This is a genomic window from Micromonospora sp. CV4 (assembly GCF_003667455.1).
Classification (GTDB): Bacteria; Actinomycetota; Actinomycetes; order Mycobacteriales; family Micromonosporaceae; genus Micromonospora.
This window is the reverse complement of record NZ_RCVI01000293.1, coordinates 16148-34141: the sequence shown is the minus strand read 5'-3', so window position 1 is coordinate 34141 and position 17994 is coordinate 16148. Positions and strand designations below refer to the sequence as shown.

The 17994-nt window shown below is 72.6% G+C and carries 15 protein-coding genes; 11 read left to right on the top strand and 4 right to left on the bottom strand.

The features are described 5' to 3' along the window. Positions 1-2: 2 nt before the first annotated feature. Genes EAD98_RS19960 through EAD98_RS19950 form a run of 3 tightly spaced genes read right to left on the bottom strand, consistent with a single transcriptional unit; the run spans position 3 to position 3312 of the window. Positions 3-1025, bottom strand: a complete 1023-nt coding sequence (locus EAD98_RS19960) for a D-alanine--D-alanine ligase family protein (protein ID WP_121655568.1) — start codon at positions 1023-1025, stop codon at positions 3-5. Next, positions 1022-2164 (bottom strand): alanine racemase, encoded by a 1143-nt coding sequence (alr, locus tag EAD98_RS19955; protein WP_121655567.1) that lies wholly within the window; start codon positions 2162-2164, stop codon positions 1022-1024. Before alr ends, EAD98_RS19960 begins: the two co-directional genes overlap by 4 nt. After that, the gene (locus EAD98_RS19950) at positions 2161-3312 is read right to left on the bottom strand and encodes an acyltransferase (RefSeq protein ID WP_121655566.1); all 1152 of its coding nucleotides are present in this window, start codon (positions 3310-3312) and stop codon (positions 2161-2163) included. Before EAD98_RS19950 ends, alr begins: the two co-directional genes overlap by 4 nt. Positions 3313-3417: 105 nt before the next feature. Here EAD98_RS19950 and EAD98_RS19945 point away from each other — a divergent pair, with 105 nt between their 5' ends. Next, the gene (locus EAD98_RS19945; protein WP_121655565.1) at positions 3418-4293 is read left to right on the top strand and encodes an LLM class F420-dependent oxidoreductase; all 876 of its coding nucleotides are present in this window, start codon (positions 3418-3420) and stop codon (positions 4291-4293) included. A gap of 105 nt (positions 4294-4398) precedes the next feature. After that, positions 4399-4815 (top strand): NUDIX domain-containing protein, encoded by a 417-nt coding sequence (locus tag EAD98_RS19940; protein WP_121655564.1) that lies wholly within the window; start codon positions 4399-4401, stop codon positions 4813-4815. Between the two features lie 65 nt (positions 4816-4880). Here the strand turns inward: EAD98_RS19940 and EAD98_RS19935 are convergent, their stop codons facing one another. After that, on the bottom strand, positions 4881-7142 hold the full coding sequence (locus EAD98_RS19935) for a catalase (protein ID WP_121655563.1): 2262 nt from the start codon (positions 7140-7142) through the stop codon (positions 4881-4883). A gap of 322 nt (positions 7143-7464) precedes the next feature. Here EAD98_RS19935 and EAD98_RS19930 point away from each other — a divergent pair, with 322 nt between their 5' ends. From EAD98_RS19930 to EAD98_RS19890, 9 genes are all read left to right on the top strand, one after another. Continuing rightward, positions 7465-8307, top strand: coding sequence for an alpha/beta hydrolase (locus EAD98_RS19930; RefSeq protein WP_233583900.1), 843 nt, complete (start codon positions 7465-7467; stop codon positions 8305-8307). A gap of 138 nt (positions 8308-8445) precedes the next feature. Next, positions 8446-9231 carry an ABC transporter ATP-binding protein gene (locus tag EAD98_RS19925; protein ID WP_121655561.1) on the top strand — a complete coding sequence of 262 codons (786 nt, stop codon included), beginning with the start codon at positions 8446-8448 and terminating at the stop codon, positions 9229-9231. A 133-nt stretch (positions 9232-9364) separates the two neighbouring features. After that, a complete protein-coding gene (locus tag EAD98_RS19920) occupies positions 9365-10072 on the top strand; it encodes an ABC transporter ATP-binding protein (protein WP_121655598.1) in 708 nt (235 codons plus the stop codon). Between the two features lie 30 nt (positions 10073-10102). Beyond that, a complete protein-coding gene (locus tag EAD98_RS19915; protein ID WP_121655560.1) occupies positions 10103-10981 on the top strand; it encodes a branched-chain amino acid ABC transporter permease in 879 nt (292 codons plus the stop codon). Then, the gene (locus tag EAD98_RS19910) at positions 10978-12090 is read left to right on the top strand and encodes a branched-chain amino acid ABC transporter permease (RefSeq protein WP_121655559.1); all 1113 of its coding nucleotides are present in this window, start codon (positions 10978-10980) and stop codon (positions 12088-12090) included. The genes EAD98_RS19915 and EAD98_RS19910 overlap by 4 nt, the downstream gene beginning before the upstream one ends. An 85-nt stretch (positions 12091-12175) precedes the next feature. Then, positions 12176-13462, top strand: a complete 1287-nt coding sequence (locus tag EAD98_RS19905) for an ABC transporter substrate-binding protein (RefSeq protein ID WP_121655558.1) — start codon at positions 12176-12178, stop codon at positions 13460-13462. 199 nt (positions 13463-13661) lie between these two features. Further along, positions 13662-14429 carry an SDR family oxidoreductase gene (locus EAD98_RS19900; RefSeq protein ID WP_199723469.1) on the top strand — a complete coding sequence of 256 codons (768 nt, stop codon included), beginning with the start codon at positions 13662-13664 and terminating at the stop codon, positions 14427-14429. An 85-nt stretch (positions 14430-14514) separates the two neighbouring features. Continuing rightward, positions 14515-15126, top strand: a complete 612-nt coding sequence (locus EAD98_RS19895; protein WP_121655556.1) for a TetR/AcrR family transcriptional regulator — start codon at positions 14515-14517, stop codon at positions 15124-15126. 66 nt (positions 15127-15192) lie between these two features. After that, on the top strand, positions 15193-17988 hold the full coding sequence (locus EAD98_RS19890; protein WP_121655555.1) for a LuxR family transcriptional regulator: 2796 nt from the start codon (positions 15193-15195) through the stop codon (positions 17986-17988). Positions 17989-17994 lie beyond the last annotated feature (6 nt).

The following is a 17994-nucleotide window of genomic DNA, read 5'->3' as shown; positions in this document are numbered from 1 at the left end:
CCTCAGACCAGGTCGACCGCCCGTGCCGGCCGGGGCAGCCCGCCGGCCCGGATCCGGCCCGGACTGGTCAGCGCACCGGAGATCAGGATGTCGAGCAGGCTGGCGAACCCGACCCCCGCCTGCTGCCAGATCTGGGGGAACTGCGACGCGGTGGTGAACCCCGGGAACGTGTTCACCTCGTTCACGATGGGCTCGGTGGACCCCTGCGTGGGCAGGAAGAAGTCGACGCGCAGCAACCCGCGGCAGTCGAGAGCGTCGAAGGCGCGGATCGCGCGGTCCTGAAGCACCTCGGTGGTGGCCGGGTCGAGCGGGGCGGGGATCTGGAAGACCGCCCCGCCGTCGTACTTCGCGTCGTAGTCGAAGAAGCCGGCGCCGGCCACCCTGATCTCCAACGGTGGCCCGGCCTGCACCCGGCCGTCGGGATGCTGGAGGACGGCCACGTCGATCTCCCGTCCCCGCGCACCCTGCTCGACCAGCACCTTCGGGTCGACCTCCCGGGCCTGCCGCAGCGCGGCGGGAAATCGCGCCCAGTCGGTCACCTTGACCACGCCCAGGCTGGAGCCGGCCCGGGCGGGCTTGACGAACACCGGCAGGCCCAGCCGTCGCTGCTCGGCCGGGGACAGCTCCTCGCCGGGACGCAGGGTCACCCCGGGGCTGACCCGCAGGCCCTCCGCGGCGAGCAGGCGTTTGGTGACGCCCTTGTCCATGCCGGCCGCGCTCGCGAAGACGCCGTTGCCGACGTACGGCACCCCGAGCCACTCCAGCAGCGACGCGACGGTGCCGTCCTCGCCGTACGGGCCGTGCAGGGCCGGGAACACCACGTCCTGGGCGCGCAGCACGCGCAGCGCCAGGGGGAGTGGTACCGCACGGCCGTCGACGTGCCACCCGCCGTCCCGACCGATGAGCACCTCGGTGACCTGGTACCTCTTGCGGTCCAGGCCGGTGAGGATGCTCTCCGCCGAGCGGCGGGACACCTCGTGCTCGCCGCTCTGCCCGCCGTACAGCACTGCCAGTCGGATCGTCATGACGTTTCCGCCCTTTCCTGGAGGTGGTCGCGGGCCACCCGGGCCCCGACACCGGTCAAGATCTCGTGTGGGTTCGTGCCGGCCCACCGCGCCCAATCGGCGACCGTCGGCTGGGCACGGTCCCCGTGTCCGGGGCCGAACACCACGACCGGATCCCCGATCGCCACGGGACGGTCGCCCGCGTCGACCACGCACTGGTCCATGGCGATGCGTCCGACGATCGGGCGACGCCGGCCGCCCAGCCACACCTCGGCGCGGCCCTCGGCGGCCCGGGTCAGGCCGTCGGCGTAGCCGAGCGGCAGCAGGGCCAGGGTGGTCGGGGCGCGGGTCACGTACCCGGGTCCGTAGGAGACACCGGTTCCGGCCGGCACCCGCTTCACGTTGACCACGGTCGTACGCAGGGTCATGGCGGCGTGTAGCCCGACGTCGCCGGGACCGTTCGGGCCGAACGGATCCACGCCGTACAGCGCGAGCCCGATCCGGCAGAGATCGAAGCGGGTCCGGGGCGCCGCCAGCGCGGCCGCGGAGTTGGCCAGGTGCACCAGGTCCGGGTCGAGGCCGGCGGACCGGGCGACCCGCAGCGCCTCCTCGAAGGCCGCCACCTGAGGGACGAGCCGGGGGCTGCCCGGTTCGTCGGCGTCGGTCAGGTGCGACCACACGCCGCGCACCCGGACCCCGCCCTCCACCTCGTACTTGCGGGCCCAGCCGACCAGTTCGGGCCAGTCGTCGCCGGCGGCCCCGTTGCGGGACAGCCCGGTGTCCGCCTTGAGCTGCACCGTCGCCGGCACGCTGAGCCGGTGGGCGGCGTCGACGACAGCGTGCAGGTGGGTCGTGGTCGACACGCCGATGTCGACGCCGGCGGCGATCAACTGGCCGAAGTCGTCGTCGGGGCGGTGCAACCAGCTCAGCGTGGGTGCGGTGATGCCCGCCGCACGCAGGGCCAGCGCCTCGGACGCGGAGGTCACCCCGAGCCAGCCGGCGCCGGCACGCAGCGCGGCCCGCGCGACCGGCACCGCGCCGTGGCCGAACCCGTCCGCCTTCACCACGGCCATCAGCGGGGTGCCGGCGACCGCCGCGATCGTCCGCACGTTGTTGGCGATCGCGTCGAGGTCGATCACCGCCTCGCCCAGGGCGCTCATCCGGCCGCCTCCACCCGCCGGTGTTCGGGGAGGGCGAACAGCCAGCGCGCGTGGACCGCCAGGAGGCCGCGGTGGATGGTCAGGCTTGCGCCGATCACGAGCCCGGTCAGCACGATCGGGTAGCTGAGCACGAGCAGGCCCTGGCCGACCTGGTCGAGCCCGGAGACCGGCCCGAGCAGCAGCCGGTGCAGCAGCGCCAGCACCGGCATGTGGATGACGTAGATGGGCAGGGTGCTGCGGCCGAGCGTGGCGAGCCGGGTGCTGAGGGCGGGCCACCGGCCCAGCCGGGCGGCGGCCGTGATGCCGAAGGCGACCGCCACGACGGAGACCACCGGCCACACGCCGAACCATCGCTGCGCGCCGGCCGCCGCCATCGCGGCGAGCGCGAGGACGTAGGCGGCCGAGGTCAGCGCGAGCCGGCGCCCGGTGGCGGTGGCCGCCCAGCGTTCGATCCGGGGGCGCAGGTGCAGGCCGGCGAGAAAGAAGATCAGGTTCTGGTACAGGCCGGCGCGGTTGCCGGGTGTGGCGAGCAGGCCGGCGGCGGCGACGGCGGACAGCGTCGCGGCGGGTGCGAGAACCAGTACGCGGGGGGCCCGACGGGCGACCTTGGCGATCGTGAAGTAGAGCGCCAGCGCGTACAGGTACCAGAGGTTGGAGGGCGTGACGGTGAGCTGCTCCAGCAGACCGGGGACCGACGTGGCCCGGTCGGTCGGGAAGTCCGGGACCGCGGCGAGGATCGCGGTGTGGATCAGCAGCCAGGCGGCGTACAGGTAGAGGAACCCCGCGATCCGGCTGCGGGCGACGACCCGCCAGGGCCGCTGGACGGCGTTCGCCGCGAAGACACCGGAGATGGTGAAGAACAGCGGCATCCGCAGCGGCAGGAACTGCTCACCCACCGTTCCCCACAGACCCGGCACCGGTACGCCGATGTGCCAGTCGATCTGCAGGTAGTCCTTGACCACCACGTGCCACAGAACGACCAGGATGATGCAGACGCCCTTCGCGGCGTCGGCCCACTCCGCTCGGTGTGGCCGTCCCGGGGTGGTGCCGGACAGCGTCCGGTGCCTCCGGTGGCGGAACCGGACGTGCGTACCGTCGGGCTCATGCTCGGGTGGCCGGGCGTCGGTGGTTGTCGGCTGTCGGATCACCCGACCGAAGGTGTCAGTCGGATATCCCCGGGTGATCCGTGAAGTGTCATGAACCGGTAATGGATGTCGGCGGGGCCACTAGGCTCGGTGCGGAGGTGGCGAGGGATGAAACTCGGACTGCACTACTGGACCTACTCGACCCCGGCCGAGGCGGCGGCGATCGCACCGACCCTGGCCGAGGCGGCGACCACCGCCGAGCAGGCCGGCGTCGCGTCGTTCACGGTGATGGACCACTTCTTCCAGATGGAGGCGGTGGCGGCGGCCGAGGAGCCGATGCTGGAGGCGTACACCACGCTGGGCTTCGTCGCGGCGAAGACGCAACGGATGACGCTGGGCGTGCTGGTCACCGGCGTGATGTACCGGTATCCGGGGCTGCTCGCCAAGACCGTGACGACCCTCGACGTGCTCTCCGGCGGCCGGGCCCGGCTCGGGATCGGCGCGTCCTGGTACGAGCGGGAGCAGCGCGGGCTCGGCGTCCCCGTGGTCCCCGTGGCCGAACGGTTCGAGCGGCTGGAGGAGACGCTGCGCATCGTGCGGCAGATGTGGAGCGACGACAACGGGCCGTTCGCCGGACGGCACTACCAGCTCGCCGAGACGATCAACTCGCCGCAGCCGTTGAGCCGCCCGCACCCGCCCATCATGATCGGCGGCGGTGGCGAGAAGAAGACCCTGCTCCTGGTCGCCCGGTACGCCGACGCCTGCAACCTGTTCGGCACGGCCGCCGGCGCCGACGACGTGGCGCGGAAGTTGGACGTGCTGCGGGGGCACTGCGACGCGGAGGGCCGTGACTACGACATGATCGCCAAGACCGTGGTCGCCCATCAGCCGCCCCTGGTCGACGTCGACGCGTTCCTCGCCGAGGTGTCCTCGTACGCCGCGCTCGGGGTCACCGAGGTGCAGGTCACGCCGGAACGCCACCCGGTGGAGTTCGCCCGGCGGCTCGGCGACGAGGTGCTGCCGCGGTTGGCCGACATCGGCTGACTCTGGTCGACGGGAATGGTCCGAGGCACACAAAGGCCGACGTCGTCCGTCGAAATCTGCTGTCAGGAAGAGCAGGTTCCACCACCCGATGGAGGCGGTCGCGGCATGACGTCTGAGGAGCCGCAGGGCGCGGTCGCCCTGATCTTCGACGATGTCGGCAATCTTCTTCTGCACCTGCGGGACGACATCCCGGGGATCTCCTGGCCCGGCTACTGGAGCGTCCTGGGTGGGGGTTGCGATCCGGGGGAGAGCCCGCGTGCGGCCATCGAGCGTGAACTCGCCGAGGAGGCGGGTCTGACCGCCGACGGGTTCGTTGAGCTCTTTCAAATCAGGGACGAGTTCGGGTCGGGACAGCTGATCACCTTCTTCGCCGGGCGCTGGACCGGCCGACCGGAACGACTCATCCTCTCCGAGGGTGTCGAGTTGCGATTCTTTCCGCCGCAGCGCCTCCCGGAGCTGCGAATTCCCCCGTACATCCGTGCGGCGATCAACCGGGTGCTCGCTCACGACAACGCGTGGTGAACCACGCTGACGAGGGCTGACCTCCGGGCGAACCGGAGGACAGCCCTCGTCGACGGTTGGTCGTGTCAGGCGACCGAGGCGGGGAACCGGTCCCACACGCGGTGCGCGGCCATCAGCTGCCGTACCGCACTCAGGGCTTCGACGCCGGTGCCGGCCGTGACGACACCGGGAGTGCCGGTCACGCCGGCCTGCTCCAGCACGCTGCCGCCGGCGCCCCAGGCGCCGATCGCCTTGGCGTGCCGCCAGCACTCCTGGACGAGAAGCAGCACGCGGGGATCCACGGTGGTCCGGTCCGGCGTCCCCGCCTTGTCGTCGCGGGCGGGGATGGCATCGGGGGCGGGCGCCGGCGCCCCGGCCAGCAGGAGCGCGTCGAACTCGACAGATCGACCGGTGGCGAAGGTCCGCTGTACGGGCAAGTTGCCGACCATGCCGCCGTGCGGGGCGATCAGGAGGGGCACCATGCCGGCCTCGAACACGGCTTCGCGTACCTGGTTGACGCCGTCGAGGTCGGAATCGGGGTCGACGACGATCCCGATCATGCGGCCGTCGGCCGGCCACTCCCCGCCGACCTGCGACAGCGCGGGGCTGGGCGTGGCGTCGGCGAGCGGCACGGTCGGCTCCGGCGCGGGCAGGCCCAGACCGGTGGCGACCTGCGCGCACAGCACCGGGTCGATGTTGGCGAGGCACTGGAGCTGGCGTTCCTTGATCGCCTGGTGGTAGCACTTGCCCAGCTCGAAGGTGTAGGCGCGGATGATGTGCTCCTTCTCGACCGGCGACATGCTCAGCCAGAACAGGCGCGCCTGGCTGAAGTGGTCGTCGAACGAGGCGGGGTTCGCGCGGACCTTGGGCGCCTCCGCGACCTTCACCGGCACGTCGAGGAACGCGTGTTCGTCATCGCCCGCCGGGAACGGGTTGCCGCCGTCGAGCGAGTTCGGCCGGTACGGCGCGACCCCCGCGTGGACGGCGTGCTGGTGGAAGCCGTCGCGGAGCATGTCGTTGACCGGGGCGTGCGGCCGGTTGATCGGGATCTGGGAGAAGTTCGGTCCGCCGAGCCGGGTGAGCTGCGTGTCGACGTACGAGAACAGCCGGCCCTGCAGCAGCGGGTCGTTCGTGACGTCGATGCCCGGCGGGAGGTGGCCGAGGTGGAAGGCGACCTGCTCGGTCTCCGCGAAGAAGTTCGTCGGCGTCCGGTTGAGCGTCAGTGTCCCGACGGGCTGCACCGGTGCCAACTCCTCCGGCACGATCTTCGTCGGGTCCAGCAGGTCGATCCCCGCGAAGGTCTCCTCGGGGGTGTCCGGGAAGACCTGGATGCCGAGTTCCCATTCCGGAAACGCGCCGGCCTCGATGGCGTCGTAGAGGTCCCGGCGGTGGAAGTCCGGGTCCACGCCGCCCAGCATCTGTGCCTCCTCCCAGGTCAGGGAGTGCACGCCGAGCTTGGGCTTCCAGTGGAACTTGGCCAGCGCCGTCTCCCCGGCCTCGTTGACGAGGCGGAAGGTGTGGACGCCGAAGCCCTCCATCGTCCGGTACGACCGCGGGATGCCCCGGTCGGACATGTTCCAGATCGTGTGGTGCTGCGCCTCGGTGTGCAGCGAGACGAAGTCCCAGAAGGTGTCGTGTGCGCTCTGCGCCTGCGGGATCTCCCGGTCCGGGTGCGGCTTGCCGGCGTGGATGATGTCGGGGAACTTGATGGCGTCCTGGATGAAGAAGACCGGGATGTTGTTGCCGACCAGGTCGAACGTGCCCTCGTCGGTGTAGAACTTGGTCGCGAAACCGCGGGTGTCGCGGACGGTGTCGGCGGAACCGCGCGAGCCGAGGACGGTGGAGAACCGGACGAAGACCTCGGTCTGCCGTCCCTTCTTGAGGAAGCCGGCCCTCGTGACTCCCTCCGCGGTGCCGTACGCGGTGAAGACGCCGTGTGCGCCGGTGCCACGGGCGTGCACCACGCGCTCGGGAATGCGCTCATGGTCGAAGTGCGTGATCTTCTCGCGCAGGTGATGGTCCTGGAGCAGGACGGGGCCGCGTGGTCCGGCCTTGAGGGAGTGGTCGGTGTCGCGGAGCCGCGCTCCCTGTGCGGTGGTGAGGAAGGCGCCCTGCTGACCGTTGGCGGTCGTCGGCGCGCCGGTCTCCGCGCCGGTCGGCGTGCGGGTCTGCGGGGCGCCCTGCTCCTTCTTCGGCGGGAGCGGGTCGTGCGGCGTCGTGGGCTCCTCGACGGTCGGCGGCGCGCTGCCCGGTGCACCCGGGACGTCCGGCGTCAGGATGTCGGCGATCTTCTCTGAGGCCGTCTTCACGGCGTGCTTGACCGCTTCGGCGGGCTTGCTGGAATCCACTATGAACGAACCTCTCCATGGAGCGTGTGTGAGCAGCTTCCTGACTCCCTACCCCTGGCCTGAGGGTCAAAACGCATCAAACGCCCCGCCGTGTGCTCACCGGCGGGGCGAGGGCGCCCGCCGTGAGCGCCGCGCCGCGGTGGTGGCGCGGGCTCGTCGGCGGGCCGGCCGGCGGGACTGGTGATTTCACCGATGCGGTGACCGGACGGGGACGCCAACACTGACGCACGTCGATATCCCTCGACTCTAGGGAGTGCCCGACGTGTCGTCACCAACCACCACCCGTCCCCGTTCCATGGCCGCCCGAGCCGCCCGGCTCGCGATGGCCGCCGCCCTGGTCGCCGGCGGTCTCCTGGCCGGACCCTCCGGCGCCGCGCAGGCGGCGGAGAACCCGTACGAGCGGGGCCCCGCCCCGACCACCGCGATCCTGGAGGCCAGCCGCGGTCCCTTCGCCACGTCCTCGCAGAACGTGTCCTCGCTCAGCGTCTCCGGCTTCGGCGGCGGCGTCATCTACTACCCGACCAGCACCAGCGAGGGGACGTTCGGCGCCATCGCCATCTCGCCGGGCTTCACCGCCGCCTGGTCCAGCATCAGCTGGCTCGGGCCGCGGCTCGCCTCGCACGGCTTCGTGGTGATCGGCATCGAGACCAACTCCCGACTGGACCAGCCGGACAGCCGGGGCCGCCAACTGCTCGCCGCGCTCGACTACCTGGTCGAGCGCAGCTCGGTGCGTACCCGGATCGACGGCAGTCGGCTCGCGGTCGCCGGCCACTCGATGGGCGGCGGCGGCAGCCTGGAGGCGGCCTCCGCGCGGCCGTCGTTGCAGGCGGCGGTGCCGCTCGCGCCGTGGAACACCGACAAGAGCTGGACCGAGCTGCGGGTGCCCACCCTGATCATCGGCGGCGAGAGCGACACCGTCGCCCCGGTCTCGTCGCACTCGGAGCCGTTCTACAACAGCATCCCGGCCTCCGCCGAGAAGGCGTACCTGGAGCTGAACGGGGCGAGCCACTTCTTCCCGCAGTCGGTGAACACGCCGACCGCGCGGCAGATGGTGGCCTGGCTGAAGCGGTTCGTCGACAACGACACCCGCTACGAGCCCTTCCTCTGCCCGGGGCCGAGCGGCCTGCAGATCGAGGAGTACCGCAACACCTGCCCCAGCGCCTGAGCGTGACCACGGGGCGGTCGCCGGTGGCGGCCGCCCCGTTCGCGTGTCTGGTGCGGGCACATTGAAGGTCTTGACGCGGTACCCGAGAAACGTACACTGCGAGTGTAAATAACACCCGCCACAACAGAGGGATGGGTGATGGATCGCGGTCTCGAACTACACCACATCGGCGTACGTTTCGGCGGCCTCACCGCCCTCGACGACGTGTCGCTGCGGGTGGCACCCAACCGGGTGGTGGGCGTCATCGGGCCCAACGGCGCCGGCAAGACCACGTTGTTCAACGTGATCTGCGGCTTCGTCGCGCCGGAGACGGGATCGCTCACCCTCGACGGCCAGCCACTGCGGCCACGACCCCACCGGCTGACCCGGCTCGGCATCGCCCGGACCCTGCAGGGGACCGGGCTCTTCGCCGGGCTCACCGTGCTGGAGAACGTGATGACCGGCGCCTCGCACACCGCACGGGCCGGCTTCGTCCCGGCGTTGCTCGGTCTGCCCAGCAGCGACCGTGACGAGCGGCGGCTGCGCCAGCACGCCCTGGACATCCTCGACGACCTGGGCATCGCCGGGCACGCCGACGCCGCGCCGACCACCCTGCCCTTCGCCGTACGCCAGCGGGTCGCCCTGGCCCGCGCGCTCGCCGCCCGGCCCCGGCTGCTCCTGCTCGACGAACCCGCCGGTGGTCTCGGGGCCGACGACATCACCGAGCTGGCGGAGCTGGTTCGGCAGCTTCCCCGGCGGGACGCCGACCCCTGCGCGGTGCTGCTGGTCGAGCACCACATGGACCTGGTGATGGCCGTCTGCGACGAGATCGTGGTGCTGGACTTCGGCAAGGTGATCGCCGCCGGCCCGCCCGACGAGATCCGCGACGACCCGGCGGTCACCGACGCCTATCTCGGAGCCGCCGTCGACGAGGTCACCACGTGAGCGCGAGGAGTGAGCCGGGTTTGCGAGCCCCGCAGTCGCGAACGAAAGGCGGCACCCCGTGAGCGCGAGGAGTGAGCCGGGTTTGCGAGCCCCGCAGTCGCGAACGAAAGGCGGCACCACCAGCGCCTCCGACCTGCTCGTGGTGCGCGGGTTGGTGGCCGGGTACGGCGCCGCGCCCGTGCTCCAGGCCATCGACCTCACCGTCCCGGCCGGCACCATCGCCGCGGTGGTCGGCGCGAACGGCGCCGGCAAGACCACTCTGCTGCGCGCGCTCTCCGGCATGATCCGTCCCGTCGCCGGCCAGGTCCTTCTCGCCGGGGAGGACCTGCGTGGGACGCCGGTGGAGCAGCTCGTCCGGCGCGGCATGGCGCACGTGCCGGAGGGGCGGGGCGTGATCAGCGAGCTCACCGTCGACGAGAATCTGCGGCTCGGCGGGCTGTGGCGACGCGACCGGGCCGACGCCGGTCGCGCCCTCGACGAGGTCTATGAGCTGTTCGAGCCGCTGGCCCGGCGCCGTCGGCATCTCGGCCATCAGCTCTCCGGTGGCGAGCGTCAGATGCTGGCGCTCGGCCGGGCGCTGGTCGGCCGGCCCCGCCTGCTGCTGCTCGACGAGCCGTCGCTCGGCCTGGCGCCGCGGGTGGTGGCCCGGACGATGGCTCTGCTCCGTCAACTACGCGACCAGACCGGCCTGACCGTGCTGCTGGTCGAGCAGAACGTGCGCAGCGCGCTCGCCATCGCCGACCAGGGCGTGGTGATGTCCCTCGGCCGGGTGGTGACCGCCGCCCCGGCCGCCACGCTCCGCGACGACGTCGAGCTGCGGCACGCGTACCTCGGTTTCTGACCACCACCTCGTCCCCAGAAAGGAGGACTGTTGGACCGCTTCGTCTTCCTCACCATCGACGGCCTGTCCCGGGGCGCGGTGTACGCCGCGTTCGCGCTGGCCCTGGTGCTCATCTGGCGGGCGGCGCGGGTCGTCAACTTCGCCCAGGGGGCGATGGCCGTCGCCGCCGCGTACGTCGCCTACACCGTGTCCGCCGAGACCGGCTCGTACTGGCTGGGCTTCGTGGTCGCCATCGTCGCCGGGCTGCTGCTCGGCGCGCTGGTCGACCGTGCCGTGATGCGCTTCGTGGACCACACGTCGCCGCTCAACCCGGTGATCGTCGCGCTCGGGCTGGTGCTGCTGATCCAGGCCGTCCTGGGCATGGTGTACGGCAGCGAGTTCCGGCCCGCCGAGGCGCCGTTCAGCCGGTCCGCCCTCAGTGTGGGCGGGGTCGCCGTGCTCTCGCCGTACGACCTGTTCGTCTTCGCGGCGATCGGGGTGGTGGTCAGCGGGCTGGCCTGGATGTTCGCCCGTACCCCGGTCGGGTTGCGGATGCGCGCGGCAGCCTTCGCCCCCGAGGTCTCCCGTCTGCTCGGCGTCAACGTCGGTGGCATGCTGACCCTCGGCTGGGCGCTCGCGTCGGGCGTGGGCGCGCTGGCCGCCATGCTGGTCATCCCCACCGAGCTCGGCCTGCACCCGCACGCCATGGACCTGGTCTTCGTCTCGGCGTTCACCGCGGCGGTGGTCGGCGGCCTGGACAGTCCACCAGGGGCGGTCGTCGGCGGCCTCGTGGTGGGTCTGCTGCTCTCCTACGTCAGCGGCTACGCCGGCAGCGACCTCACGCCGTTGGCGGTGCTGGTCCTGCTGCTGGCGGTGCTGCTGGTCCGGCCCGGCGGGTTGTTCGCCCCGGTCGCTGCGAGGCGGGTGTGAGCGCCACCCGGGCGGCACTGCCGCCGACGCGGGAGCCGGACGGCGTCGGCGAGCGTCCGGTCGACCGGCGACGCGGCTCCACCCTGCTGCGCCACCTGGCCTTCACGCTGGCCGCCGCGCTGCTGCTGGTCGGGGTCAGCTACGCCGTCGAGCCGTTCCGCAATTTCCAGCTCGCCACCGTGGCCGCCTACCTCTGTGCCACCGCGGGGCTGACCGTCCTCACCGGGCTCAACGGCCAGCTCTCGCTGGGGCACGGCGCGTTGATGGCGACCGGTGCGTACACCGTGGCCTTCTGCCAGAACGCGTTCGCCGACCGGGGCATGACCGGTGGTTGGCTGCTGCCGCTGTCGCTCGGCGCGGCGATCCTCAGCACGGTCGTGGTCGGCGCGGTGGTCGGCGTCGCCGCGGCCCGGCTGCGCGGTCCCTATCTGGCCGGGGTCACCCTCGCCGTGGCGATCGTCGTGCCGGCGCTCGCCGTCACCTTCGACGGCGTCTTCAACGGCGAGCAGGGGCTGTCGGTGCCGGTGGAGCCACCACCGGCTTCGCTCGGCCTCTACTTCCCCTATGAGCGGTGGCAGCTCTGGCTCGCCGGCGCGGCCACCCTGCTCGCCATGTTGCTGCTGGCCAACCTGATCCGCAGTCGTTTCGGGCGTACCTTCCGGGCGGTCCGCGACGATGAGGTGGCCGCGCGGCTGGCCGGTATCCACGTGGCCCGTACCCAGGTCCTCGCGTTCGTGGTCAGCGCCGCCACCGCCGGTCTCGGCGGCGCCCTGCTCGCGGTGCTCGCGCAGAGTGTCTCGCCGGGCGCGTTCTCGCTGACCCTGTCGCTCTTCCTGCTGATGGCCGTGGTGATCGGCGGTCTGGGTCGCCTCGCGGGTGCGGTGTGGGGGGCCGTCCTGCTCGTCGCCCTGCCCGATCTCACCCATTCCGTGACCGAGTTGCTGACCCTCTCGCCCGCGGTGGCGCAGCGGCTGGAGGGCAACCTTCCGCTGGCGATCTTCGGAGTGACCCTGATCGTCGTCATGATCGCCGCTCCCGGCGGCGTGCAGGGCCTGCTGTCGCGTCTGGGTCGGGCGCTGCTGGCCCGGTTGCCGGCCCGGCGCTCCTGAGCTGTTCCGGTCCGGCCTCGGCCGGGCGCCCCACCACCACAGAAGTTCGATTTGAGAACCGGACCGAGAAAGGTCGGTGTTTCCCATGCGCCGTACGGCACGACGCGGTCTCGCGATCGCCAGCACCATCGCCCTGCTGATCACCACCGTCGGTTGCAGCGGCGACGACGGTTCCGGCCCCGGCGGGGGATCGGTGCCGGGCGTCACCGACACGGAGATCGTCGTCGGCACCCACATGCCGCTCACCGGCCCGGCCTCGGCCGGCTACTCCAAGATCGCCCCGGCGACGAAGGCGTACTTCGACTACGTCAACGCCAACGGCGGTGTGCACGGTCGGAAGATCACCTACAAGATCATGGACGACGGTTACAACCCGGCGAACACGCAGCAGGTGGTCCGTCAGCTCGTGCTCCAGGACAAGGTCTTCGCCATCCTGAACGGCCTCGGTACGCCGACGCACACCGGCGTGCTCGACTTCCTCAAGAGCAACCGGGTGCCCGACCTCTTCGTCGCCTCCGGCAGCCGCAGCTGGGACCAGCCGGACAAGTATCCCGGCACGTTCGGCTTCAACCCGGACTACACGGTCGAGGGCAAGATCCTCGCCAACTACGCCAAGGCGAACCTGGCCGGCCAGAAGGTCTGCTTCCTCGGCCAGGACGACGACTTCGGCCGGGACAGCCTGGCCGGGGTGGAGAAGGTGCTCGGCCCGGGGACCGTGGCGGTCAAGCAGACCTACGTCACCAGCAACACCAACGTGGCGCCGCAGATCGGCGCGTTCAAGGCGGCCGGTTGCCAGGTCGTCATGCTCGCCACCGTGCCCGGCTTCACCGCGCTCTCCATCGGCACCGCCGCGCGGCTGGGCTTCAAGCCACAGTGGCTGGTCTCCAACGTCGGCGCCGACCATCCGACGCTGGCCAAGCAGCTCGGCGCCGCCGCGCCGCTGCTGGAGGGCGTGATCGGCACCAACTACCTGCCCATGCAGAACGACACCGCGAACCCGTGGATCCAGCTCTTCATGAGGATCAACAAGTCGCACAACGGGGACGCGCCGTTCGACGGCAACACGGTCTACGGCATGTCGGTCGGCTACCTCTTCGTGCAGGTGCTGCTCGCCGCCGGCAAGGACCTCACCCGGGAGAAGGTGCTCGAGACCGTGCAGAAGGGCGGCTTCCAGGGCCCCGGGCTGGTGCCGCTGCGCTTCTCCGCCGACGACCACTCCGGCTACGGCGGGCAGCGGTTGAGCCGGGTGAGCAAGGGAGTGCAGAGCTACTTCGGGCCGGCGTACGAGACGGACGAGGCGGACGGGCCGGTCAACGAGTACTCCGCCGCGCCGGTGGCGCCGCCGGCGAACGGGGTGCCGACCGTCTCCTGACCACCCGTACGCCCGGCAGTCGACCGGGCGTGGTCGCGCGGCAGACCGCCGTGACCACGCCCGGTCGTACGGCTGCCCGCCGCCGTGTCCGGACTTGATCGGCTGCCGGCCGCCGATCGGCCGGTGCGGGGCTGCCCGAGAGCCGACGCTGCTGTCCCGACGTTGACCGACACCGATCGCTGCTCCTAGTATCTGCACCGTGAATGCAGATTCAGGTCGGCTCGTGGGCCGGGTCGCCATCGTCACCGGCGCGAGTCGGGGGATCGGTCTGGCCATCGCCCAGCGGTTGGTGGCCGAGGGCGCGCGGGTGGGTCTGACCGCCCGACGCCCGGAGGCACTGGCCGAGGCGGTCGCCGCCCTCGGCGGCCCGGCGTACGCCGTGGCGGTGCCCGGCCGTGCCGACGACGCCGAGCATCGGGCCGCGGCGGTCGGAGAGGTCACCGCCGCGTTCGGTCCGGTGGACATCCTGGTCAACAACACCGGCATCAACCCCGTGCACGGTCCGCTGATCGGGCTCGACCTGGGGGCGGCGCGCAAGATCCTCGACGTCAACCTGGTCGCCGCGCTCGGCTGGGTGCAGGAGGTGTGTGCCGCCGGCATGACCGACCGGGGTGGCTGCGTGGTCAACGTCTCGTCCATCGCCGGCCTCGGCCCGTCGCCCGGCATCGCGTTCTACGGGGTGAGCAAGGCCGCGCTCAACCACCTCACCGCCAGCCTCGCCGCGGAGCTGGGGCCGACCGTCCGGGTCAACGCGGTCGCCCCCGGCGTGGTGAAGACCCGCTTCGCCGCCGCGCTGTACGAGGGCCGGGAGGACGAGGTCGCCGCGCGGTACCCGCTCGGACGGCTCGGCCTGCCGCAGGACGTGGCCGGCGCGGTCGCCTTCCTGGCCTGCGCCGACGCGGCCTGGATCACCGGGCAGACCCTCGTCTGCGACGGCGGCGTCACGCTGACCGGCCGCGCCGGATGACGGCCACCCGGGTACAGATGATCACCGTTTGTCTAGACTCGGCGGTGCGTCGGGGGACGTCATGTCGGTGAAGGGGCGGGGACGGATGGACGGGGTCGAGGTGGCGGGCCGGGTCGACGGGCGGACCGCCCGGGCCGAGCGCACCCGTGTGGCCATCGTCGAGGCGCACCTCGCGCTCATCTCCGAGGGTGACCTCCGGCCGACCGGGGAGCGCATCGCCGAGCGGGCCGGCATCTCGCTGCGGACCCTCTGGACCAACTTCAAGGACATGGAGACCCTCTTCGAGGCGAGCGGCGCGGAGGTGCTCCGTCAGCAGGACGCGGCCTACCGGCCGATCTCGACCGGGTTGCCGCTGGCGAAGCGGATCGACGCGTACTGCCGGCAACGGGCCCGGCTGCTCCAGCTCATCGCGCCGTCGGCGCGGGCCGCGCAGATGCGCGAGCCGGTCTCCGACCAGTTGCACCGCAACCGCCTCAAGCACATCGACCGGGTCCGGGACGAGGTCGAGCAGCTCTTCGCCGCCGAGCTGGCGCAGGCCGGCCAGGGGCGGGAGCAGGTGCTCAACGCCCTGGTGGCGGCCAGCATGTGGCCGGCCTGGTCGATGTTGCGCGACGGCCTGGAGCTGGGTGTGGACCAGGCCCGCGGGGTCATGGCGCGTACGGTGGGCGCCCTGCTGGCCGAGGTGACGGCCGGCTGACGCCGGCCCTCGGCACGGTGTCGCCCACCTCTTTCCATCCGGTTACCAATAGGTGACACTGAATGCATGGTTACTGCATCACGAGTGCAAATAACCGTGCTGCGCGGCCGCAACGACGAGTGCCGGGCTGTCCGGAACCTGCTCGACGGGATGACCGACGGCGGTGGCGCCCTGCTGCTGCACGGCGAGCCGGGGTCGGGCCGGACCGCGCTGGTCGACTACGCCCACCGGTACGCCGAGCGCTTCGCCGTACTGGCCGCGACCGGCCTGGCCGAGGAGGCCGCGCTACCGTATGCCGGCCTGCAACGCCTGCTCGATCCGCTGCTCGATCGGGTCACCGCCCTGCCCGAACAGCAGTGGCGTCTGCTGCGGCGCGCGCTGGACGGAGAGGGCTGCCCGGCCGACCGCCAGCTGGCACTGTCGATGGCCGTGCTCGGGCTGCTCGCCGCCGCCGCACGGGACCGCCCGCTGCTCGCCACCATGGACGACGTCGACCGGGGGGACCGGCAGACCGCCCGGGTGCTGGCCTTCGTGGCCCGCCGGCTCCGGCACCTGCCGGTCGCCGTCCTGCTCACCGCCGACGCCACCGCCACGGTCGACGGGATACCGGCGCACCGGCTCGGACCCCTGGACGAACGGGAGAGTGCCGCCGTCCTCACCGACCGGTTGGCCGAGCGACCCGCCGCGCCGGTGGTGGCAGCGCTCGCCGCGGTCGGCGGCGGCAACCCGCAGGCCCTGGTGGACCTCGCCGAGGTGCTCACCCCCGGGCAGGGGCGGGGGGAGGAGCCGCTGCCGTGCGCGCCACCGGCCGACGGCGCGCTGGGCCGCGCCTACCGGGCCCGGCTGGACCGGTTGCCGCGGGACACCCGACGGATGCTGCTGCTCGCCGCGCTCGACGAGGACGGGCAGCCGGCCACCCTGATCCGGGCGGCGTCGGTCGCCGGCGCCACGGTCGAGGCGCTCGCCCCGGCGGAGGTCGCTGGCCTGGTCCGCGTCGAGCCACGGGGCGTCACGTTCCCCCAGCCGCTGGCCCGTGCGATGGTCGCGGCCAGCGCGCCGCTGGCGGAGCGCCGCGCGGCGCACCGGCTGCTCGCGAGCGTGCTCGACCCGGACGGGCAGCGGCTGCGCCGGGCGATGCACCTCGCCGCCGCGACGACGGGTGCCGACCCGGCTCTCGCCACCGAGCTGGAACAGGCGGCCGCCGGTGGGGAGGGCGGCTGGACCGCCGCCTCCGCGGCGCTGTGCCGGGCCGCCGAACTCAGCGACCAGCCGGCCCGAGCGGCCGCCCGCCTGCTGGCCGCCGCCCGGTACGCCTGGACCGCGGGCCAACCCGGTCAGGCCCGGCTGCTGCTCGACCGCCTCCGCGCCATCCCCGCGGACGGAACCTTCGCCGGTCACGCCGATCTGCTGCGCGGCGAGTTGGAGCTGCGGTGTGACGCCGCCCCGGTCGCGTCGGCCACCCTGCTGTCCGCCGCCGGGGCGGTGGCCGGCACCGACCGCGCTCTCGCGTTGGCCGCGCTGGCGCGGGCCGGCGAGGCGGTCTGCTTCGCCGGCGACCAGTACCGGTACGCCGAGGTCGGGCGCCGGGCACGGGCGTTGCGGCGCCCGAACGACCCGCCGGCGACCGAGTTGACGAGTTCCCTGGTCGCCGGGGTGGCGGCCACCCTGCGGGGCGACCATGAACGGGCCGGCCCCGCACTGCGACGTGCCGTCGTGCTGGGCGGCCGGTTGACCGGGCCGGCGCTGACCCCGACCGCGCTCACCTGCGCGGCGGCGGCCGGCCTGGTGGTCGCCGTGGACGGCGCGGCGCACCGGCTCGCCGAGCGCGCCGTCGGGCTGGCCCGCGACCGGGGCGAACTGTCCATGCTGTCCCGGGCGCTGGAGCTGCGGGCCGTCGCGGAGTACTGGTTGGGCCGGCACGACGCGGCGGCGGAGACGTCCCGCGAGGGCCTGCGCGTCGCCCGCGCCACCGGCCAGGTCAACTGCGCCAACGTCCACCTGGGCATGCTCGCCGTGCTGGCCGCCGTCCGGGCCGACCGGGACACCAGTCTGCGGCGGATCCGGGAGATCGGCGAGGCGCCGACGCCGGGCAGCCGGCCACACGCGTTCGCCGGGTGGGCGCTGGCGGTGCTCGACCTGGTCGACGGACGGCACGCCGAGGCGGCGGCCCGACTGGCGTCCCTGGCCCGTCTCGGTACCGGCCGGGGTCAGGTTCTCGTGCAGGTGATGGCCACGCCGTACCTGGTGGAGGCGGCCGCCCACCTGGCGCACCGACCGGCGGCGACGGCCGCGCTCGCCGTCTTCGACCGATGGGCCAGCAGCACGGCGAGCCCGTTGCGCCGGGCGCTCTCCGCCCGGTGTCACGCGCTGCTCGCGCCCCGGGGCAGCGCCGAGGCCGAGCGGGAGTTCCGGACGGCGCTGCGGCTGCACCCGATGGAGGCCGGCACGTTCGAGCGGGCACGCACCGAGTTGCTGTTCGGTCAGGAGCTGCGCCGCAGCAGGCGTCCGCGTGACGCCCGCGCACACCTGCACCGGGCCCGCGAGACGTTCACCCTGCTCGGGGCGAGCTGCTGGGCCGAGCAGGCCACCGCGGAGCTGCGGGCGGCCGGCGAGTCGGTGGGTCCGCCAGACCTGCCGGCGGCACGGCTGTTGACCGGTCAGCAGCTACGGATCGCCGAGCTGGTCGCGGAGGGCGCCACCAACCGGGAGATCGCCGCCCGGATGTTCCTGTCCACCCGCACGGTGGACCATCACCTGCGCAACGTGTTCCACCGGCTCGGCATCCGGTCCCGTACCGAGCTGGTCCGCGCGTTCGCCGGCCGGGCACCGTCCGCCCTGGACGACGTAAACTATCACCGCTAGTTTAAG